Source organism: Streptomyces sp. NPDC093018, assembly GCF_040684035.1.
Classification (GTDB): Bacteria; Actinomycetota; Actinomycetes; order Streptomycetales; family Streptomycetaceae; genus Streptomyces; species Streptomyces murinus.
This window is the reverse complement of record NZ_JBFBFF010000021.1, coordinates 1-14,698: the sequence shown is the minus strand read 5'-3', so window position 1 is coordinate 14,698 and position 14,698 is coordinate 1. Positions and strand designations below refer to the sequence as shown.

Genomic DNA, 14,698 nt, shown 5'->3' with positions numbered 1-14,698 from the left:
GCAGCGGAAATCGTCTTCCGCTTTGTGGAGCCTAGAAGTCTGCGTGGAGCCTAGAAGTGGGGTGAACGGGGCGTCAACAGTTTGTTGAATCTGGTTCCGGGCCGCGGCACCGCTCGGGCGCGACGGGACAGGTGTCGACGGCACCGCGACCCGGAAGTCTCGAAGGGGGCCCGAAGGCCGGTCCTGGCGAGGCGTCAGACCTGGGCGCCCGAGAGCCGTTCCACCGACCGCAGCAGGGCCGAGTGGTCCAGGCCGCCGTCGCCCTGGGCGCGCAGCGACGCCACCAGCTGGGCGACCACGGCGCCGACCGGCAGGGCCGCGCCCACGCTGCGGGCGGCCTCGGTCACGATGCCCATGTCCTTGTGGTGCAGATCGATCCGGAAGCCCGGGGCGAAGTCGCGGTTCAGGAAGTTGTCCTTCTTGCGGGTCAGCACCGTCGAGCCGGCGAGGCCCCCGTTGAGCACATCGAGCGCGGCGGCGAGGTCCACGCCGGACTTCTCCAGGAAGACCACGGCCTCGGCGCAGGCCTGGATGTTGACGGCGACGATCAGCTGGTTGGCCGCCTTCACGGTCTGTCCCGAGCCGTGCGGGCCGCACCGCACGATGGTCCTGCCGAGCGCCTCGAAGAGGGGCCTCGCCTCGTCGAAGTCGGCCTGCTCGCCGCCGACCATGATGGACAGCACCGCCTCGACCGCGCCGGCCTCGCCGCCGGACACCGGGGCGTCCAGCACCCGGACGCCCTTCTCCTTGGCGGCGGCCGCCAGCTCGATCGAGGTCCCCGGGGTGATCGAGGACATGTCGATCAGCAGGGTGCCGGGGCGGACGTTCTCCAGGATGCCGTCCGGGCCGTAGGCGATGGCCTCCACCTGCGGGGACGCGGGCACCATCGTGATCACCACCTCGGCGTCGCGCACGGCCTCGGCGATCGAGGGGGCCGCGGTGCCGCCCGCGGCGGCCAGCCGGTCCAGCTTCGCCTGTTCCAGGGTGTGGCCGGTGACGTCGTAACCCGCCTTGATCAGGTTCTCGGACATGGGGGAGCCCATGATGCCGAGGCCGATCCAGGCGATCTTCGGGAGTGTCTTGCTCATGTTCGGGGGTGCCTCTCTCAACTGCCGTGCAGAGTCGGGGGAGTTCAGCGCGGGAGTTCAGCGCGCCGGGCGCGCCTCGCGGGGGAGCCAGTCGAAGGCCTCGGCGCTCGGGCGGTCGCCCGGCTTGTACTCCAGGCCCACCCAGCCCTCGTAACCGGCCTTCCGCAGCCGGCCGAGCAGCTCCGCCAGCGGGAGCGAGCCCGTGCCGGGGGCGCCGCGGCCCGGGTTGTCGGCGATCTGGACATGGCCGGTCCGCGCCGCGTACCGGTCGATCACCGCGGGCAGGTCCTCGCCGTTCATGGCCAGGTGGTACAGGTCCATCAGGAACGACGCGTTCTGGAGGCCCGTCGCCGCGTTGACCCGGTCGACGACCTCGACGGCGGCCGGCGCCGACACCAGTGGGTAGCGCGGCGACTCGGGCGCGTTCAGCGCCTCGATCAGCAGCGTCGCGCCGATCCGGTCGGCGGCGCGGGCCGCGAGGACCAGGTTCTCCAGGGCGAGCGCGTCCTGCTCGGCCGGGTCCACGCCGTCCACGCGATTGCCGTAGAGCGCGTTGAGCGCCGTGCAGCCGAGGGACGCGGCGAAGTCCGCGGTCACCTCGATGTTGGCGCGGAACCGCTCGGACTCCTCGCCGGGCACGGACAGGGCGCCGCGGTCCGGGCCCGGAAGCCGCCCGGCGTAGAAGTTCAGTCCGGTCAGTCGTACGCCCGCGTCCTCGATCGCCCGTTTCAGGGCGTCAAGCCGGGATTGCTCGGGGGTGGGTGAGTCGACCCAGGGCCACCACAGCTCGACCGCGGTGAAGCCCGCCGCGGCGGCGGCCGCGGGGCGCTCCAGGAGCGGGAGTTCCGTGAAGAGGATCGACAGGTTGACGTTGAAGCGCTGGTCTGCGGCTGTGCCCCAGTCAAGACCTGGCATGTCGGGCCGCGCTCCCTTCCGTGGTAGTAATTCCGCATTACGGAAGTTCGTTTCTGCGTATTGGAAGATTGCCGCCGTGTGTCGGTGCTTGTCAAGGGGGTCCGGAGGCCGGTCCCCGCTCGGGCGCTCCGGGGCGCGCACGGCGCGTTAGGTTGTGCGCGTGCGATTGAGAGTGGAGTTCACGACCGAACCCTTCGACCTGGAAGAGGCCCCCGCGCATGCCCTGGCGGCGCGCGAGGTCATCGAGACCGCGGCCCTGGACGCCGTGGACGTCGGCCCCTTCGGCAACACCGCCGAGGGCGGCGCCGAGCGCGTGCTCGCCGCGGTGGACGCGCTGCTGCGCAGGAGCCTCGCGGCCGGCGCCACCCGGATCTCGCTCCAGGTCAATGTGCTGGGCGACGAGGGCGGTAACGGCGACGGCGACGGCCACGCTGACGGGGAGGGTGATAGATGACCGGGGAGCAGCCCTTCATCGCGGCCGTGAAGCCGCTGGTCGACGCCATGGGCGGGACGATGGTGCCGCCCGACGAGGCCGGCCCCGAGGATGTCGTGCTCGCCTGGGAGGGCGCCGACGTCGTCGCCGTACGACTGCCCCAGCTCGCCGACTCCCTCGATCACATCCTCGCCGCGATGGAGCGCAGGGAGGGACGGCCGCTGTCCGGCCTGGACCGACGGGCCAAGCAAGAGGTCGTGCGGATACTGGAGGCGCGGGGCGCCTTCGCCGTGCGGCACGGGGTGGAGACCGTGGCGAGCGCGCTGGGCGTCAGCCGCTTCACCGTCTACAACTACCTCAACCGGGAGAAGGGCAGTTGAAGCCCCCGGGGGGTGTCGTCACCTGTAACGCCTCGTAACGCGGATTTTTCAACAAAGTGTTGACGTGGCGTTTCCGGGGGCGTTAGCTATCGGCAGCCCGTTCAGCACATAGGCCGAATCCGGCCACGGAGGCTCCCGTGACGTCGACTTTCACGCCCCCGGGCCTGGCCCGGTTCAACGATCTGGAGGAGCGGGCGGCGCTCGCCGCCCTCCACGAGGCGTGCGCCTCCATGACATGGGTACGGCGGCTGACCGCCGCCCGCCCCTACGCCACCGCGGACCAGCTCTACGCCGCGAGCGACGCCGCCCTGGCCGAGCTGACCGCCGCCGATCTGGCCGAGGCGATGGCCGGGCACCCGCCGATCGGGCGGCCCCGGCCGGGCGATCCGGCATCCGCCCGCGAGCAGCGCGGCATGGCCGGCGCGTCCGAGGAACTCAAGGCCGAGATGCTCGAACTCAACCTGGCCTACCAGGAGAAGTTCGGCCATGTCTTCCTGATCTGCGCCACCGGTCTGACCGGCGAGCGGATGCGGGACGCGGTCAAGGAGCGGATCGGCAACGCGCCGGAGCGGGAGCGGGAGATCGTCCGCACCGAGCTGGGGAAGATCAACCGCATCCGACTGGCCCGACTCGTCGAAGAGGACGCCTGACCCATGAGCACCAGCACCACCGCCTCCGTGTCCACGCACATCCTGGACACCTCGATCGGCCGCCCCGCCGCGGGCGTCGCCGTCCACCTGTCCGCCCGGCCGGGCGGGGACGCGGACTGGCAGGCGCTCGGCGGCTCCGCGACCGATGCCGACGGCCGGTGCAAGGACCTGCCGACGCCACCGGTGGGTACCACCCAGGTACGGCTCGACTTCGCCGTGGAGCCGTATTTCCGAGAGCAATCAGCGAACCAGCAAGCCGATGCGCAGCAGGACGCCCCCGCGAATCGGGACAGCGGACCGGCCGTGTTCTTCCCGGAGGTGGCGATCACCTTCGCCGTCGTACCGGGCGAGCACTACCACGTACCGCTGCTGCTCAACCCGTTCGGCTACTCCGTTTACCGAGGGAGCTAGCTACATGACCGCCAATTCCCGCCCTTCCCGCCCTGTGATCCTGGGACAGAACCAGTACGGCAAGGCCGAGAACCGAGTCGTCAGGATCACGCGGGACGGCGCCACCCATCACATCAAGGACCTCAACGTCTCGGTGGCGCTGAGCGGTGACATGGAGGACGTCCACTACTCCGGCTCCAACGCCCATGTGCTGCCGACCGACACGACCAAGAACACGGTGTTCGCGTTCGCCAAGGAATACGGCATCGAGTCCGCCGAGCAGTTCGGCATCCATCTCGCCCGGCACTTCGTCACCTCGCAGGAGCCGATCCAGCGCGCCCGGATCCGGATCGAGGAGTACACCTGGGAGCGGATCGCCACCTCCGAGGCGAACTCCCAGTTCATCGGCGCCGACGAGGTCAAGCACTCCTTCGTCCGCAAGGGCCAGGAGACCCGGCTGACCCAGATCACCTACGACGGCTCGTCCTGGGAGGTGGTCTCCGGCCTCAAGGACCTCACCGTCATGAACTCGACCAACTCCGAGTTCTGGGGCTACGTCAAGGACAAGTACACGACCCTCCAGGAGGCCCACGACCGCATCCTGGCGACCTCCGTCTCCGGCCGCTGGCGGTTCAACTGGACCGACGACGAGCAGAAGATGCCGCACTGGGAGAAGTCGTACGAGCAGGTCAAGAAGCACATGCTGCAGGCGTTCGCGGAGACCTACTCGCTCTCCCTGCAGCAGACGATGTACCAGATGGGCTCGCGCATCATCAACCACCGCAGCGAGATCGACGAGGTCCGCTTCTCGCTGCCCAACAAGCACCACTTCCTGGTCGACCTGGAGCCGTTCGGGCTCAAGAACGACAACGAGGTCTACTTCGCCGCCGACCGGCCCTACGGCCTGATCGAGGCGACGATCCTGCGGGACGGCTGCGAACCGCGGATCCCGGTGGACCTCACCAACCTCTGATCCACCCCCCGCACCTGATCGACCTCCTTTTCGGCACCCGCGGCCGGGGTACCACCCCCACCGGAGCCCGGCCGCGGCACTCAAATCTCCCCAGGGTCCTGCCGTGCCCTCCCCACAGAAGTCCGCTGAGCGAAAAGGACGCACCATGGCAGCAGCCCAGCGCATCGTCATCGAGAACTGTTCGATCGCGACCGTCGACGCCGACGACACCGAGTACGCCTCCGGGTACCTGGTCCTCGCCGGCAACCGCATCGAGGCGCTCGGCGCGGGGCCGGCACCCGAGGGCCTGGAGAACGTGGTCCGCCGGATCGACGCCACCGGACATCTGGCGACCCCCGGCCTGATCAACACCCACCACCACTTCTACCAGTGGATCACCCGGGGCCTGGCCACGGACCACAACCTGTTCGACTGGCTGGTGGCGCTCTACCCGATCTGGGCGCGCATCGACGAACCCATGGCCTACACGGCGGCCCGGGGCTCGCTCGCCATGATGGCCCGCGGCGGGGTCACCACCGCCATGGACCACCACTACGTCTACCCGCGCGGCACCGGCGACCTGTCCGGCGCGATCATCCGCGCCGCCCGCGAGACGGGCGTCCGCTTCACCCTGGCCCGCGGCTCCATGGACCGCGGCGAGTCGGACGGCGGACTGCCCCCGGACTTCGCCGTGGAGAGCCTGGACGGCGCGCTCGCCGCGACCGAGGCCACCGTCAAGGAGCACCACGACCCCTCCTTCGACGCCATGACCCAGATCGCCGTCGCACCCTGCTCCCCCTTCTCCGTCTCCACCGAACTGCTGCGCAACGCGGCCGAGTTGGCCCGCAGGCTCGGCGTACGGCTGCACACGCACGGCTCGGAGACCGTGGAGGAGGAGAAGTTCTGCCACGAGCTGTTCGGCATGGGCCCGACCGACTACTTCGAGTCCACCGGCTGGCTGGGCGAGGACGTGTGGATGGCGCACTGCGTCCACATGAACGACTCCGACATCGCCGCCTTCGCCCGCACCGGGACCGGCGTCGCGCACTGCCCCTCGTCCAACGCCCGGCTCGCCGCGGGCATCGCCCGGGTCCCGGACATGCTCGCCGCCGGTGTCCCGGTCGGCCTCGGCGTCGACGGCACCGCCTCCAACGAGTCCGGCGAACTCCACACCGAGCTGCGCAACGCCCTGCTCATCAACCGGCTCGGCGCCCACAAGGAGTCCGCGCTGAACGCCCGCCAGGCCCTGCGGCTCGGCACCCACGGGGGCGCCCGCGTCCTCGGCCGGGCCGCCGAGACCGGCTCGCTGGAGGCGGGCAAGCTGGCCGACGTGGTGCTGTGGAAGCTGGACACGCTGGCCCACGCCTCCATCGCCGACCCGGTGACCGCCCTGGTCTTCGGCGCGGCCGCCCCGGTCACCGCGTCCTTCGTGAACGGCCGTCAGATCGTGGAAGACGGCCGCCTGTTGACCGTCGACGAGGACGCCGTGGCGCGCGCCACCCGCGACGAGGCCCGGCGCCTGGCGCAGCTCGCCGCGCAGCGCTGACCCCCCGACTCCGGCCGGGAGGGACGGCTCCCGGCCGGCAGCCGTGGACCCGAGCGGGGCCCATGGCGGCCGGCTCCGGGGCGCGCGCGAGCGTGCGCGCCCCGGAACGGTTCCCCACCATGACCCCTACGGTTCCCGCCAGGACCCCTACGGTTCGCCCCCATGACCCCTACGGGCCCCCGTCCACGACCTTCGGGTCTCCGTCCACGACCTACGGGTCCCCGTCCATGCCCCCCAAGGTCCCCGGTCCCGCACGACCGTCGCGCACCACCTCCCTGAAACCCACGTCCACAGCCGACGTGTCTTAACCGACCGGAGGAGCCCGCCGTGTCCGCCCAATCCGCCGAAGCAGCGCCAGTCCCCGTCCACCCGGTGGACGAGAAACTCCCCGCCCTGAAGATGGCGACGAGCGGCCTCCAGCATGTGGCCGCCATGTACGCGGGGGTCGTCGCCCCGCCCCTGATCGTCGGCGCCGCCGCCGGTCTGTCCGGCACCGACCTCACCTTCCTCACCGGCGCCTGTCTGTTCACCGCGGGGCTCGCCACCTTCCTCCAGACCCTCGGCTTCTGGAAGATCGGCGCCCGGCTGCCCTTCGTCAACGGCGTCACCTTCGCCGGGGTCGCCCCCATGACGGCGATCATCGCCTCGGCCAAGGACAAGTCCGACGCCCTGCCGATGATCTTCGGCGCGGTCATGGTCGCCGGACTCCTCGGCTTCCTCGCCGCCCCGGTGTTCTGCAAGGCCGTCCGCTTCTTCCCGCCGGTCGTCACCGGTACGGTCATCACCCTGATCGGTGTCTCCCTGCTCCCGGTCGCCTTCGGCTGGGCCCAGGGCCCCGACCCGTCGGCCCATGACTACGGCTCGACCACCAACCTCACCCTGGCCGGCGTCACCCTGCTCATCGTCCTGCTGCTGCGCCGCTTCACCCGCGGGTTCGTCAAGCAGATCGCGGTGCTGCTCGGCCTGATCGCCGGCACCCTGATCGCGATCCCGTTCGGGGCCACCGACTTCTCCCCGGTCGCGTCGGCCGACCTGATCGGCTTCCCGACGCCCTTCCACTTCGGTGCCCCGCAGTTCCACATCGCCGCGATCCTGTCGATGTGTGTGGTGATGGTGGTCTCGATGACCGAGTCCACCGCCGACATGCTGGCCCTCGGCGAGATCGTCGAACGGCCCTCGGACGAGCGGACCATCGCGGCCGGCCTGCGCGCCGACACCCTGGGCTCCGCCCTCAGCCCCTTCTTCAACGGCTTCATGTGCAGCGCCTTCGCCCAGAACATCGGCCTGGTCGCCATGACCCGCATCCGCAGCCGCTTCGTGGTCGCCTTCGGCGGCGGCTTCCTCGTCCTGATGGGCCTGTGCCCGGCGGCCGCGTCCCTGATCGCCGTCGTGCCCCGCCCCGTCCTCGGCGGCGCGGGCGTCGTCCTCTTCGGCTCGGTCGCCGCGAGCGGCATCCAGACCCTGGTCCGCGCCGGCCTGGACAAGGACAACAACGTCCTGATCGTCGCGGTCTCCCTGGCCATCGGCATCGTCCCGATCACGGCCCCGGACTTCTACCACGCCTTCCCGGACACCGCGCGGATCGTCCTGGACTCGGGCATCTCCACGGGCTGCGTCACGGCGGTCCTGCTCAACCTGGTCTTCAACCACCTCGGCCGCAGCCGGGACGCGCAGGACGTCACGCATCCGATGGAGGCGGGGGAGGAGCTGGCGCCGGTGCAGTGAGGATGGGGGCGGGCGGCGGGGCCGGGTCCGCCAGGGCCCGTCGGCATTCATCGGCCTCCGCCCCGATGGACGCGGCGAGTTCCCGATGGCCGGCGACGGCGGCGAGGACCTCGTCGTAGATCACGACGGCCTGGTCGCAGCTGCCGTGCGCACAGCGGCAGCGGGCCCGCCACAGGGGCAGAACCCATCGCGGTACCCCCGGACTGCCGTCGGCCTCGGCCAGGTCTCTCTCGGCCTCGTCCAGCATCCGCTCGGCGTCCGTGCACCGATTCTGGACGAGCAGGACGTCCACCAGCAGGACGCGCAGGCGTATCACGCTCGCGTCGGCGGGGTCGAGTTCCGCGAACTCCTCGGTCAGGAGGTCCCGCAGCCCGGCCTCCGCCCGCTCCGGCTGGTCCGACGCGAGTTGGAGGTGCGACCGCTTCTCGGCGAGCCGCACCAGGGTGCCGATGCGGTTCGTGGCGGTGGCGGTGTTCGCCCGGTACCAGTCCAGCAGCCCGCCGAGCAGGTCCACCGCCTCGTCCGCGCGGTCCTGTCGGGCGAGGTTGTCCGCCAGATGCCCGGTCATGTCGCGGTAGAGCGGCGAGCCCTCCTCCGCGGCTTCCTCCAGCCGGAAGAGGATTGCGCGGTAGTACGTCTCCGCCCCGGTGAGCAGACCCGCGGCATCCAGGGCGTGGGCGGCGTGGTGGGCGACGGGGCCGTCGAGGGTGTCTTCCGGTCCGCCGGGGACGGCCGGCAACTCACCTGCCCATGCGGCGGCTTCGTCCGTACTGCCCAGCTTCACCAGAACGTGCACGAGATCGGCGATGATCAGCACCGGCTTGGGCTGAAACAGTTGACGCGCGGCCTCGGCCATCGCGCGCAGCTCCTGTTCGGCCTCGGCCACCCGACCGGCCCGGCGCAGCGCCCTCGCCCACGCCTGCCGGGCGGACACCGTGCGTTCGTCGTCCGCGCCGTAGTGCCGAACGTATGCCTGGTACACCTGCTGCGCCTCGGCGGAGCGGTCGCCATCGTCCCACTGGTCATAGCTGATGCGCCGGGCGGCCAGTCGGGTCGGATGCCCCTCGGGCAGGGCGGGGGCTCGCTCGCTCAGTGCCGAGGCCAATTCCCGCATGAGCGCGTGATTGTTGGACCCGACTGCGTAGTTGCGCGCCGACATGCCCGCGCGCAGGAAGGCGACGAGCGCCTCCTCGGGTGCGTCGGGCACCTGGCGCAGGCCCGCCCGCACATGCGGAACCAGGAGCTGCCAGATCTTCCATGTCTCCGGGCCGGTCGTGAACCAGGCCAGCAGGGTGGCGATCACCGAGGCCGACCGCCACAGGCGGGCCCGGGTGCGCTCCGGGGCGTTGCGGATCTGGAGGGCGTTCGTCTCCAGGACCAGGGGGTGGGCCGTCAGACAGGTCAGGACGACGACCGACTCCGTCCCGTGGCCGAAGGCCAGCGGTATGTCCTCCACGCCCAGCAGGCTCAGGTCCACCAGGGCCTCGATGGCGGTCTCGCAGCGTGCCGCGTCGCCGGGCAGCAGCTCGGGATCCTTCTCCAGAGCGGTGCGCAACAGGTCCATCGGGAAGGGCGCGCGCCCGAAGCAGGAGAGCAGCCGCATCAGCGGCCTGGCCTCGGGTATGCCCTGCCCGGCCAGCAGGTCGAGGCTCATTTCCCAGGTGCGGCCGACCAGGCGGCGCAGCCGGCGTTCGTCCGGGAGGCCGTCCGAGCGCTCGCCGCGATCGAGCAGTTCCGCTCCCAGCCGCTCCAACTCCCTTAAATATCCGGCGAAGTCCCGCACCGGGCCGTCGTCACCTCCCGCGGTGAGCAGCCCGATTCCCCGCCGTGCCCGGGCGAGGAACGATCCGGCCAGCCGCAACGCCAGTGGCAGGCCCCCGAGTTGTTCCGCGAGCCGCCGGGCGTCCGCCTCGCTGCCCGCTTCGCCCGCGAGGTCGATCAGGACGGCCGCTCCGTCCTCCGGTGCCAGCGTGTCCACCGGTCGGCAGGCCGCCGCGCCGCCCCACAGCGCCGGATTGCCGATCCGTGACGTGACCGCGGTGAGCCCGGCCGCGCTCGCCCGGATCCATCCCGCGCCGTCACCCACCATGCCGTCCACGGTCGAGGCCACCGACTGCTCGTCCAGATTGTCGACCACCAGCAGCCACGGCCGCTCCGCTCCGTCGAGGGCGCGCCACACCAGGTCGGTCGCGCTCGACCGGCCGGACCACGCGGCGTCGATCTCGTGCTCGGACACACCCAGCTCGCGCGCGAGCTGACGCATCCCGGTGCTGAGCCGGTCCCGGGAGGCGCCGGAGATCCAGAAGACATGGTGGCCGAGGCCATGCGCGAACCGTGCCAGCCGCAGGGCCACGGTGGTCTTGCCGCAACCGCCCAGCCCGTACAGCACCTGGATCCGGTCGGAGCCCTCGGTCACGTCCCTTTCGAGCGCGGCCAGCAGTTCGTCGCGCCCGCGGACCCGGCCCGGCAGTTCACCGTACGGCGCGCGGACCGAGAAGGTTCCGGGCCCGGCGTCGGCCGTCTCGCGCGCGGCCGCCGTGATCCCGAGGGCCGCCGCCCCGGTGCCGTCCGAGCGGCCCCGCCGGGCGCTCTTCCACTCCCGCTCGCTCTCCTTCGCCTCCTCCACGGCCCGCTGCCACCGGGTACTGGCCGCCGCCCCGCCCACCCTGAGCAGCGCCGCCACGGTGGTCCAGGTCGGCGCGCGCGAGCCCGACAGCGCGTCCGAGACGGTACTTCTGCCCAGCCCGCAGGTGGCCGCGATGTCCCGGACACCCGTGAACCCCGCCTCGGCCAGCAGTTCCCGCAGCCGCCGCGCCAGCGTCCGCATCGGCGCCGGAGCCTGCGGATCAGGGGGCTTCAGCGCGAGTCCCCCTGTCGACGGCCTCCGCTCCCGGCTGGTCGTCATACCGCCCCTCCACCCCGTCGTGCCTGTCGACCGAGCCTACGGGGTCGGCGCACACGTCCGCCCGACGACCGCGCATGTCCGCACGCGGACACCTCGGACACCCGGACGGCGTGCGCCGTCCGCAGGCCAGGACCACGCCGTCCGAGCCCTGTCCGGACGGGCTCCAGGCCGGACGGGGGCGCCCCGTAGACCGGAGTCACGAGGCCGGACAGCGGCCCCGAGCAGCGGATTTCGGTGGAGAGAGGGAGGAACGGACGATGTCCATCGTTCAGTTCATCGACCAGCACGGGGCGGAGATCGCCTTCGTGCTCCGGACGAGTGTGTCCGTGTGGCGTTCGGTACGACGGGCCCGGCGCGCCCGGGTGGCGTCTCAGCCGAGGTGCGCCCCGCAGGGGGAGCGTGCCGGGAGGCGGTCGGTGAAGTAGGAGCGGGGTGGGACGCCCATCAGGGCGCGGAAGTCGGTGGTCATGTGGGACTGGTCGTAGTAGCCGGTGGCGGCGGCGAGTCGGGACCAGGGGGTGGTGGCGGCGCCGGTGATGATCGTGCGGACGCGGTCGATGCGGGCGTAGTGCTTGGGGGAGACCCCGACGCCGTCGGCGAAGAGATTGCGCAACTGGCGTTCGCTGACGGCCAGTTCACCGGCCACCTCGCGGACCCGGGCGGGCGCCCGGTCCGGGTGCACCGACAGCGCGTCGACCCCGGCTCGCAGCAGCGCCGTGCGGGCGGGATCCACGGCGGGCAGCAACGCGGGCAGTGTCTCGGCGAGTTCCGGCAGGGGGTCGCGCGGGTCCAGGCGGTGCAGCGCGGCCGCGAGCCGGGGCGAGGCCGCGCCGGGGAGCGCGGGCAAGGCGACCGCGCGGCCCACCAGTTCGGTCGCCGCGACGCCGAGCAGCGGCCGGACCGCGCCCGGCGCGAGCCACAACTCGACGCAGGAGAAGCCCTGTTTGCCCGCGTGGTACGAGGCCCGCACGCGCGGACCCACGGCGAGCACATCGCGCCGGCCGTCCGCGCTCATCCGCAGCACCACCTTGGTGGCGGCGGCGGGCAGCTGGACGAGGGTCTCCTCGGGCCGCCCGGCGGGGGAGAACGCGCGCACCCCGGCGAACCAGGGGCGCAGGGACTCGGGCGCGGGCGGCGCCTGACCGGCGATGGTGTTCGGCACCCCTCCACGGTAAGCGCGCCGGGTGCCCGGCCGGGCCGTCGAACCGTGCCGGAATTTCCAAGAGAACGGCATCCCGCCCGGCCCATGGTGGACGGCATGATTCTGGTGACGGGTGCCACGGGCACCATCGGCGGCGCGGTCGTACGACAGCTCGCGGCGCGCGGCGAGAAGACGCGGGCGCTCACCCGGGACCCGGCGCGGGCCGGCCTGCCCTCCGGTGTGGAGGTGGTGCGCGGGGACTACGCCGACCCGGGTTCCCTGGCCGCCGCGACGGCCGGGGTGCGCGCGGTGTTCCTGGTGACGCCGCCCGGCCCCGAAGCGGCCCGGTACGACGCGGCGCTCGTGTCGGCGGCCCGTGCGGCGGGCGCCGGGCGGCTGGTGAAGCTCTCCGCCATCGGCACCGGCGATCCCGAGGTCGGCCGGTTCGGCGGCCGGCACGAGGACGGGGAGCGGGCCGTACGGGAGAGCGGCGCCGAATGGACCGTGCTGCGGCCGTCCTCCTTCGCCGCCAACTCCCTCGGCTGGGCGGCGGCGGTCCGCGCCGGGGAGCCGGTGCCCAACCTCACCGGTGACGGGGCCTCGGGCGTCATCGACCCGCGCGACATCGCGGAGGTGGCCGTCGCGGCGCTGCTCGACGCCGGGCACGGCGGCCGGACGTACACGCTGACCGGCCCCGAGGCGATCAGCGTCCCGGGCCAGGCCGCGGTCCTCGCCTCGGTCCTCGGGCGCCCGGTGGGTACCCGGGATCTGACACCGGACGAGGCCCGGACGTTCCTGCGCACCGTCTGGGGCTTCGACGACACCCGGGCGGACGACGCGCTCGCCGGGATGCGGTACGTCCGTGACGGCGGTAACGCGCTGGTCACCGAGGGCATCCCCCGGGTGCTGGGCCGTCCCGCCCGGTCCTTCCGGCAGTGGGCCGAGGACCACAAGGGGGCGTTCCGCGCCGTCTGACCGTGGGCCCGCCCCCGATCCGTCCTCGCGGCTACAGGCCGAACAGGGCCGGTTCGCAGGCGAGTTCCTGGAAGACCTTGGCCGGGGCGGCGACCAGCTTGCGCTCCTTCAGGTCCAGCAGGCCGCCGACGCCGGTGACTTCGGCGGCCAGGGTGCCGTCGGCCTTGCGCATCTCCTGGTGGATCTTGAAGGTCTTGCCGGAGGTCCACTCGAAGGCGCAGGTCACGTCCACCTCGTCACCGGCGAGGAGTTCCCGGCGATAGCGGATGGTCGTCTCCAGGACCACCGGGCCGACACCGGTGCGCACCAGAGCGGTCTGGCCGATCCCGGCGGCCTGGAGCAGCGACCAGCGGGCATGTTCGGCGTACTGGAGGTACACGGCCTGATTCAGATGGCCCTGCACATCGGTCTCGTACCCGCGGACGGTGACGCGGACGGAAAACGGTTCGCTCACGGCTTTCCCCTCTTGCTCCGGTGCGGCGGCCGCTCCGGTACGGCGGCGCCGCCCACCCGGTGATCCTTCCACGCGCGGCGAAAGCGGCGCCCCCGGGTCAGGTGCGGCGCGGGGACGCCAGCAGGTACCGCGTGCCGGTCCGCGGCTCGGTGCACTCGCCCGGCTGCCATCCCGCCCGCTCCAGCGTGTCCGCGCAGGCCGACAGGGCCGCCGCGTCCGGCGCGTACACGGCGACCGCCTCCGGCTGGGGGGTCGTCCGCACCCGGTAGCCGGGGGCGGACGCCGTCTCCGGGGGATGTCCTGCCGCCTCCAGGGCGAGGGCGGCGGCCCGCACCAGATGGCCGCGTTCCCAGCCGCACGGGCGGTCCGTCGAGCCGTCCGGGTTGGTCATCCGGCGCAGCTCCAGCAGGCCCTGCCACGCACCGCGCACCTCCCGCAGCCGCCCGGCGTCCGAGGGCGGGGCCGCCTCCCGCGCCCCGCCGACGCGGGCCGCGAAGACACCGGTGGAGGGCGCCGGTTGCTGCGGTTGCTCCCGCTGCTCCCGCTGCTCGGGTGTCGCGGGCGACCCCTCCCGTATGCGGTGCCCCGCCGGGGTCAGGAAGTGGTCGTGCGGCGGGCGCGGGTGCCGGAAGGCGAGGCCCCGCCGGACCAGCGCCGTGAGCTGCGCCTGCGTACCGCGCAACCGGCCGGTGACCGGGTCGGCCGCGTCGATCATCCGCCGCTGGGCGGCGGTCGGCTCTCTGCTCACGCTGCGCTCCCCTCCGGGCGTCGCCGGGTGCGGCCGCCGGTCCGGCGACTCGAAGGGAAGCGTAGGACGAGGGTCTGACAACGGGCGCCGCGTGGACGGTCGACTCGGAGGGCCGTCGACTCGGTGGCCGGGTGTTCCACCCCGCCACCACCGGCCGGCCGTGCTCCGTGCCGAGGCGGCACAACGTGCCCGTGGCCGGCTGGAACAGGGCGCCACGCCCGGCGGGGAGGCCGAGGCGGCGGCCGGTCAGGACGCGCAGGAAGTGGCCGTGGGCGACGAGGACCACGACGCCCTCGGTGTCGTGGACGTGACAGCTGGTACGTATGGTGGTGTCGATTGCACAAGAGTGGGGTAAGAACGTGCTTTTCGGGATGTTCCCGACCTGTTCGCGGCACG

At 72.4% G+C, this 14,698-nt stretch carries 14 protein-coding genes and 1 pseudogene; 8 read left to right on the top strand and 7 right to left on the bottom strand.

The features are described from left to right. Positions 1–194: 194 nt before the first annotated feature. The gene (locus AB0N90_RS32855; protein ID WP_365202681.1) at positions 195–1,088 is read right to left on the bottom strand and encodes a 2-hydroxy-3-oxopropionate reductase; all 894 of its coding nucleotides are present in this window, start codon (positions 1,086–1,088) and stop codon (positions 195–197) included. A 57-nt stretch (positions 1,089–1,145) separates the two neighbouring features. Continuing rightward, entirely contained in the window at positions 1,146–2,003 is an 858-nt protein-coding gene (locus tag AB0N90_RS32850; protein WP_365202680.1) for a TIM barrel protein, read from the bottom strand. Positions 2,004–2,163: 160 nt separating this feature from the next. On the opposite strand from AB0N90_RS32850, the gene AB0N90_RS32845 reads away from it, so the two are divergent. The 7 genes from AB0N90_RS32845 to AB0N90_RS32815 all read left to right on the top strand — a co-directional run bounded on the left by AB0N90_RS32845 (position 2,164) and on the right by AB0N90_RS32815 (position 8,079). Continuing rightward, on the top strand, positions 2,164–2,457 hold the full coding sequence (locus tag AB0N90_RS32845; RefSeq protein WP_365202678.1) for a hypothetical protein: 294 nt from the start codon (positions 2,164–2,166) through the stop codon (positions 2,455–2,457). Beyond that, positions 2,454–2,816 carry a helix-turn-helix domain-containing protein gene (locus AB0N90_RS32840; RefSeq protein ID WP_365202676.1) on the top strand — a complete coding sequence of 121 codons (363 nt, stop codon included), beginning with the start codon at positions 2,454–2,456 and terminating at the stop codon, positions 2,814–2,816. Before AB0N90_RS32845 ends, AB0N90_RS32840 begins: the two co-directional genes overlap by 4 nt. Positions 2,817–2,953: 137 nt before the next feature. Next, positions 2,954–3,466: a 2-oxo-4-hydroxy-4-carboxy-5-ureidoimidazoline decarboxylase gene (gene uraD / locus AB0N90_RS32835; RefSeq protein WP_365202674.1), complete on the top strand. Its 513-nt coding sequence runs from the start codon at positions 2,954–2,956 to the stop codon at positions 3,464–3,466. A gap of 3 nt (positions 3,467–3,469) precedes the next feature. Next, entirely contained in the window at positions 3,470–3,877 is a 408-nt protein-coding gene (gene uraH / locus AB0N90_RS32830; RefSeq protein WP_361679025.1) for a hydroxyisourate hydrolase, read from the top strand. A gap of 4 nt (positions 3,878–3,881) precedes the next feature. Continuing rightward, positions 3,882–4,829, top strand: a complete 948-nt coding sequence (gene pucL, locus AB0N90_RS32825) for a factor-independent urate hydroxylase (RefSeq protein WP_365202673.1) — start codon at positions 3,882–3,884, stop codon at positions 4,827–4,829. A gap of 145 nt (positions 4,830–4,974) precedes the next feature. Next, entirely contained in the window at positions 4,975–6,354 is a 1,380-nt protein-coding gene (locus AB0N90_RS32820; RefSeq protein ID WP_365202672.1) for an 8-oxoguanine deaminase, read from the top strand. A gap of 327 nt (positions 6,355–6,681) precedes the next feature. After that, positions 6,682–8,079: a nucleobase:cation symporter-2 family protein gene (locus AB0N90_RS32815; protein WP_365202670.1), complete on the top strand. Its 1,398-nt coding sequence runs from the start codon at positions 6,682–6,684 to the stop codon at positions 8,077–8,079. Here the strand turns inward: AB0N90_RS32815 and AB0N90_RS32810 are convergent. Beyond that, entirely contained in the window at positions 8,033–10,984 is a 2,952-nt protein-coding gene (locus AB0N90_RS32810; protein ID WP_365202669.1) for a hypothetical protein, read from the bottom strand. The genes AB0N90_RS32815 and AB0N90_RS32810 overlap by 47 nt on opposite strands. Before the next feature lie 370 nt (positions 10,985–11,354). Then, the gene (locus AB0N90_RS32805; protein WP_365202667.1) at positions 11,355–12,146 is read right to left on the bottom strand and encodes an AraC family transcriptional regulator; all 792 of its coding nucleotides are present in this window, start codon (positions 12,144–12,146) and stop codon (positions 11,355–11,357) included. Positions 12,147–12,233: 87 nt separating this feature from the next. Between AB0N90_RS32805 and AB0N90_RS32800 the strand changes: the two genes are divergently transcribed. Continuing rightward, positions 12,234–13,100, top strand: coding sequence for an NAD(P)H-binding protein (locus tag AB0N90_RS32800; RefSeq protein ID WP_365202835.1), 867 nt, complete (start codon positions 12,234–12,236; stop codon positions 13,098–13,100). Between the two features lie 31 nt (positions 13,101–13,131). On the opposite strand, the gene AB0N90_RS32795 is transcribed toward AB0N90_RS32800, so the two are convergent. The 3 genes and pseudogenes from AB0N90_RS32795 to AB0N90_RS32785 all read right to left on the bottom strand — a co-directional run. Continuing rightward, a complete protein-coding gene (locus AB0N90_RS32795) occupies positions 13,132–13,554 on the bottom strand; it encodes an acyl-CoA thioesterase (protein WP_365202665.1) in 423 nt (140 codons plus the stop codon). Between the two features lie 97 nt (positions 13,555–13,651). Continuing rightward, positions 13,652–14,302 carry a hypothetical protein gene (locus AB0N90_RS32790; RefSeq protein ID WP_365202664.1) on the bottom strand — a complete coding sequence of 217 codons (651 nt, stop codon included), beginning with the start codon at positions 14,300–14,302 and terminating at the stop codon, positions 13,652–13,654. A gap of 118 nt (positions 14,303–14,420) precedes the next feature. Next, positions 14,421–14,603 (bottom strand): annotated as a pseudogene (locus AB0N90_RS32785) (histidine phosphatase family protein); the annotation flags it as partial. Between the last annotated feature and the right edge of the window lie 95 nt (positions 14,604–14,698).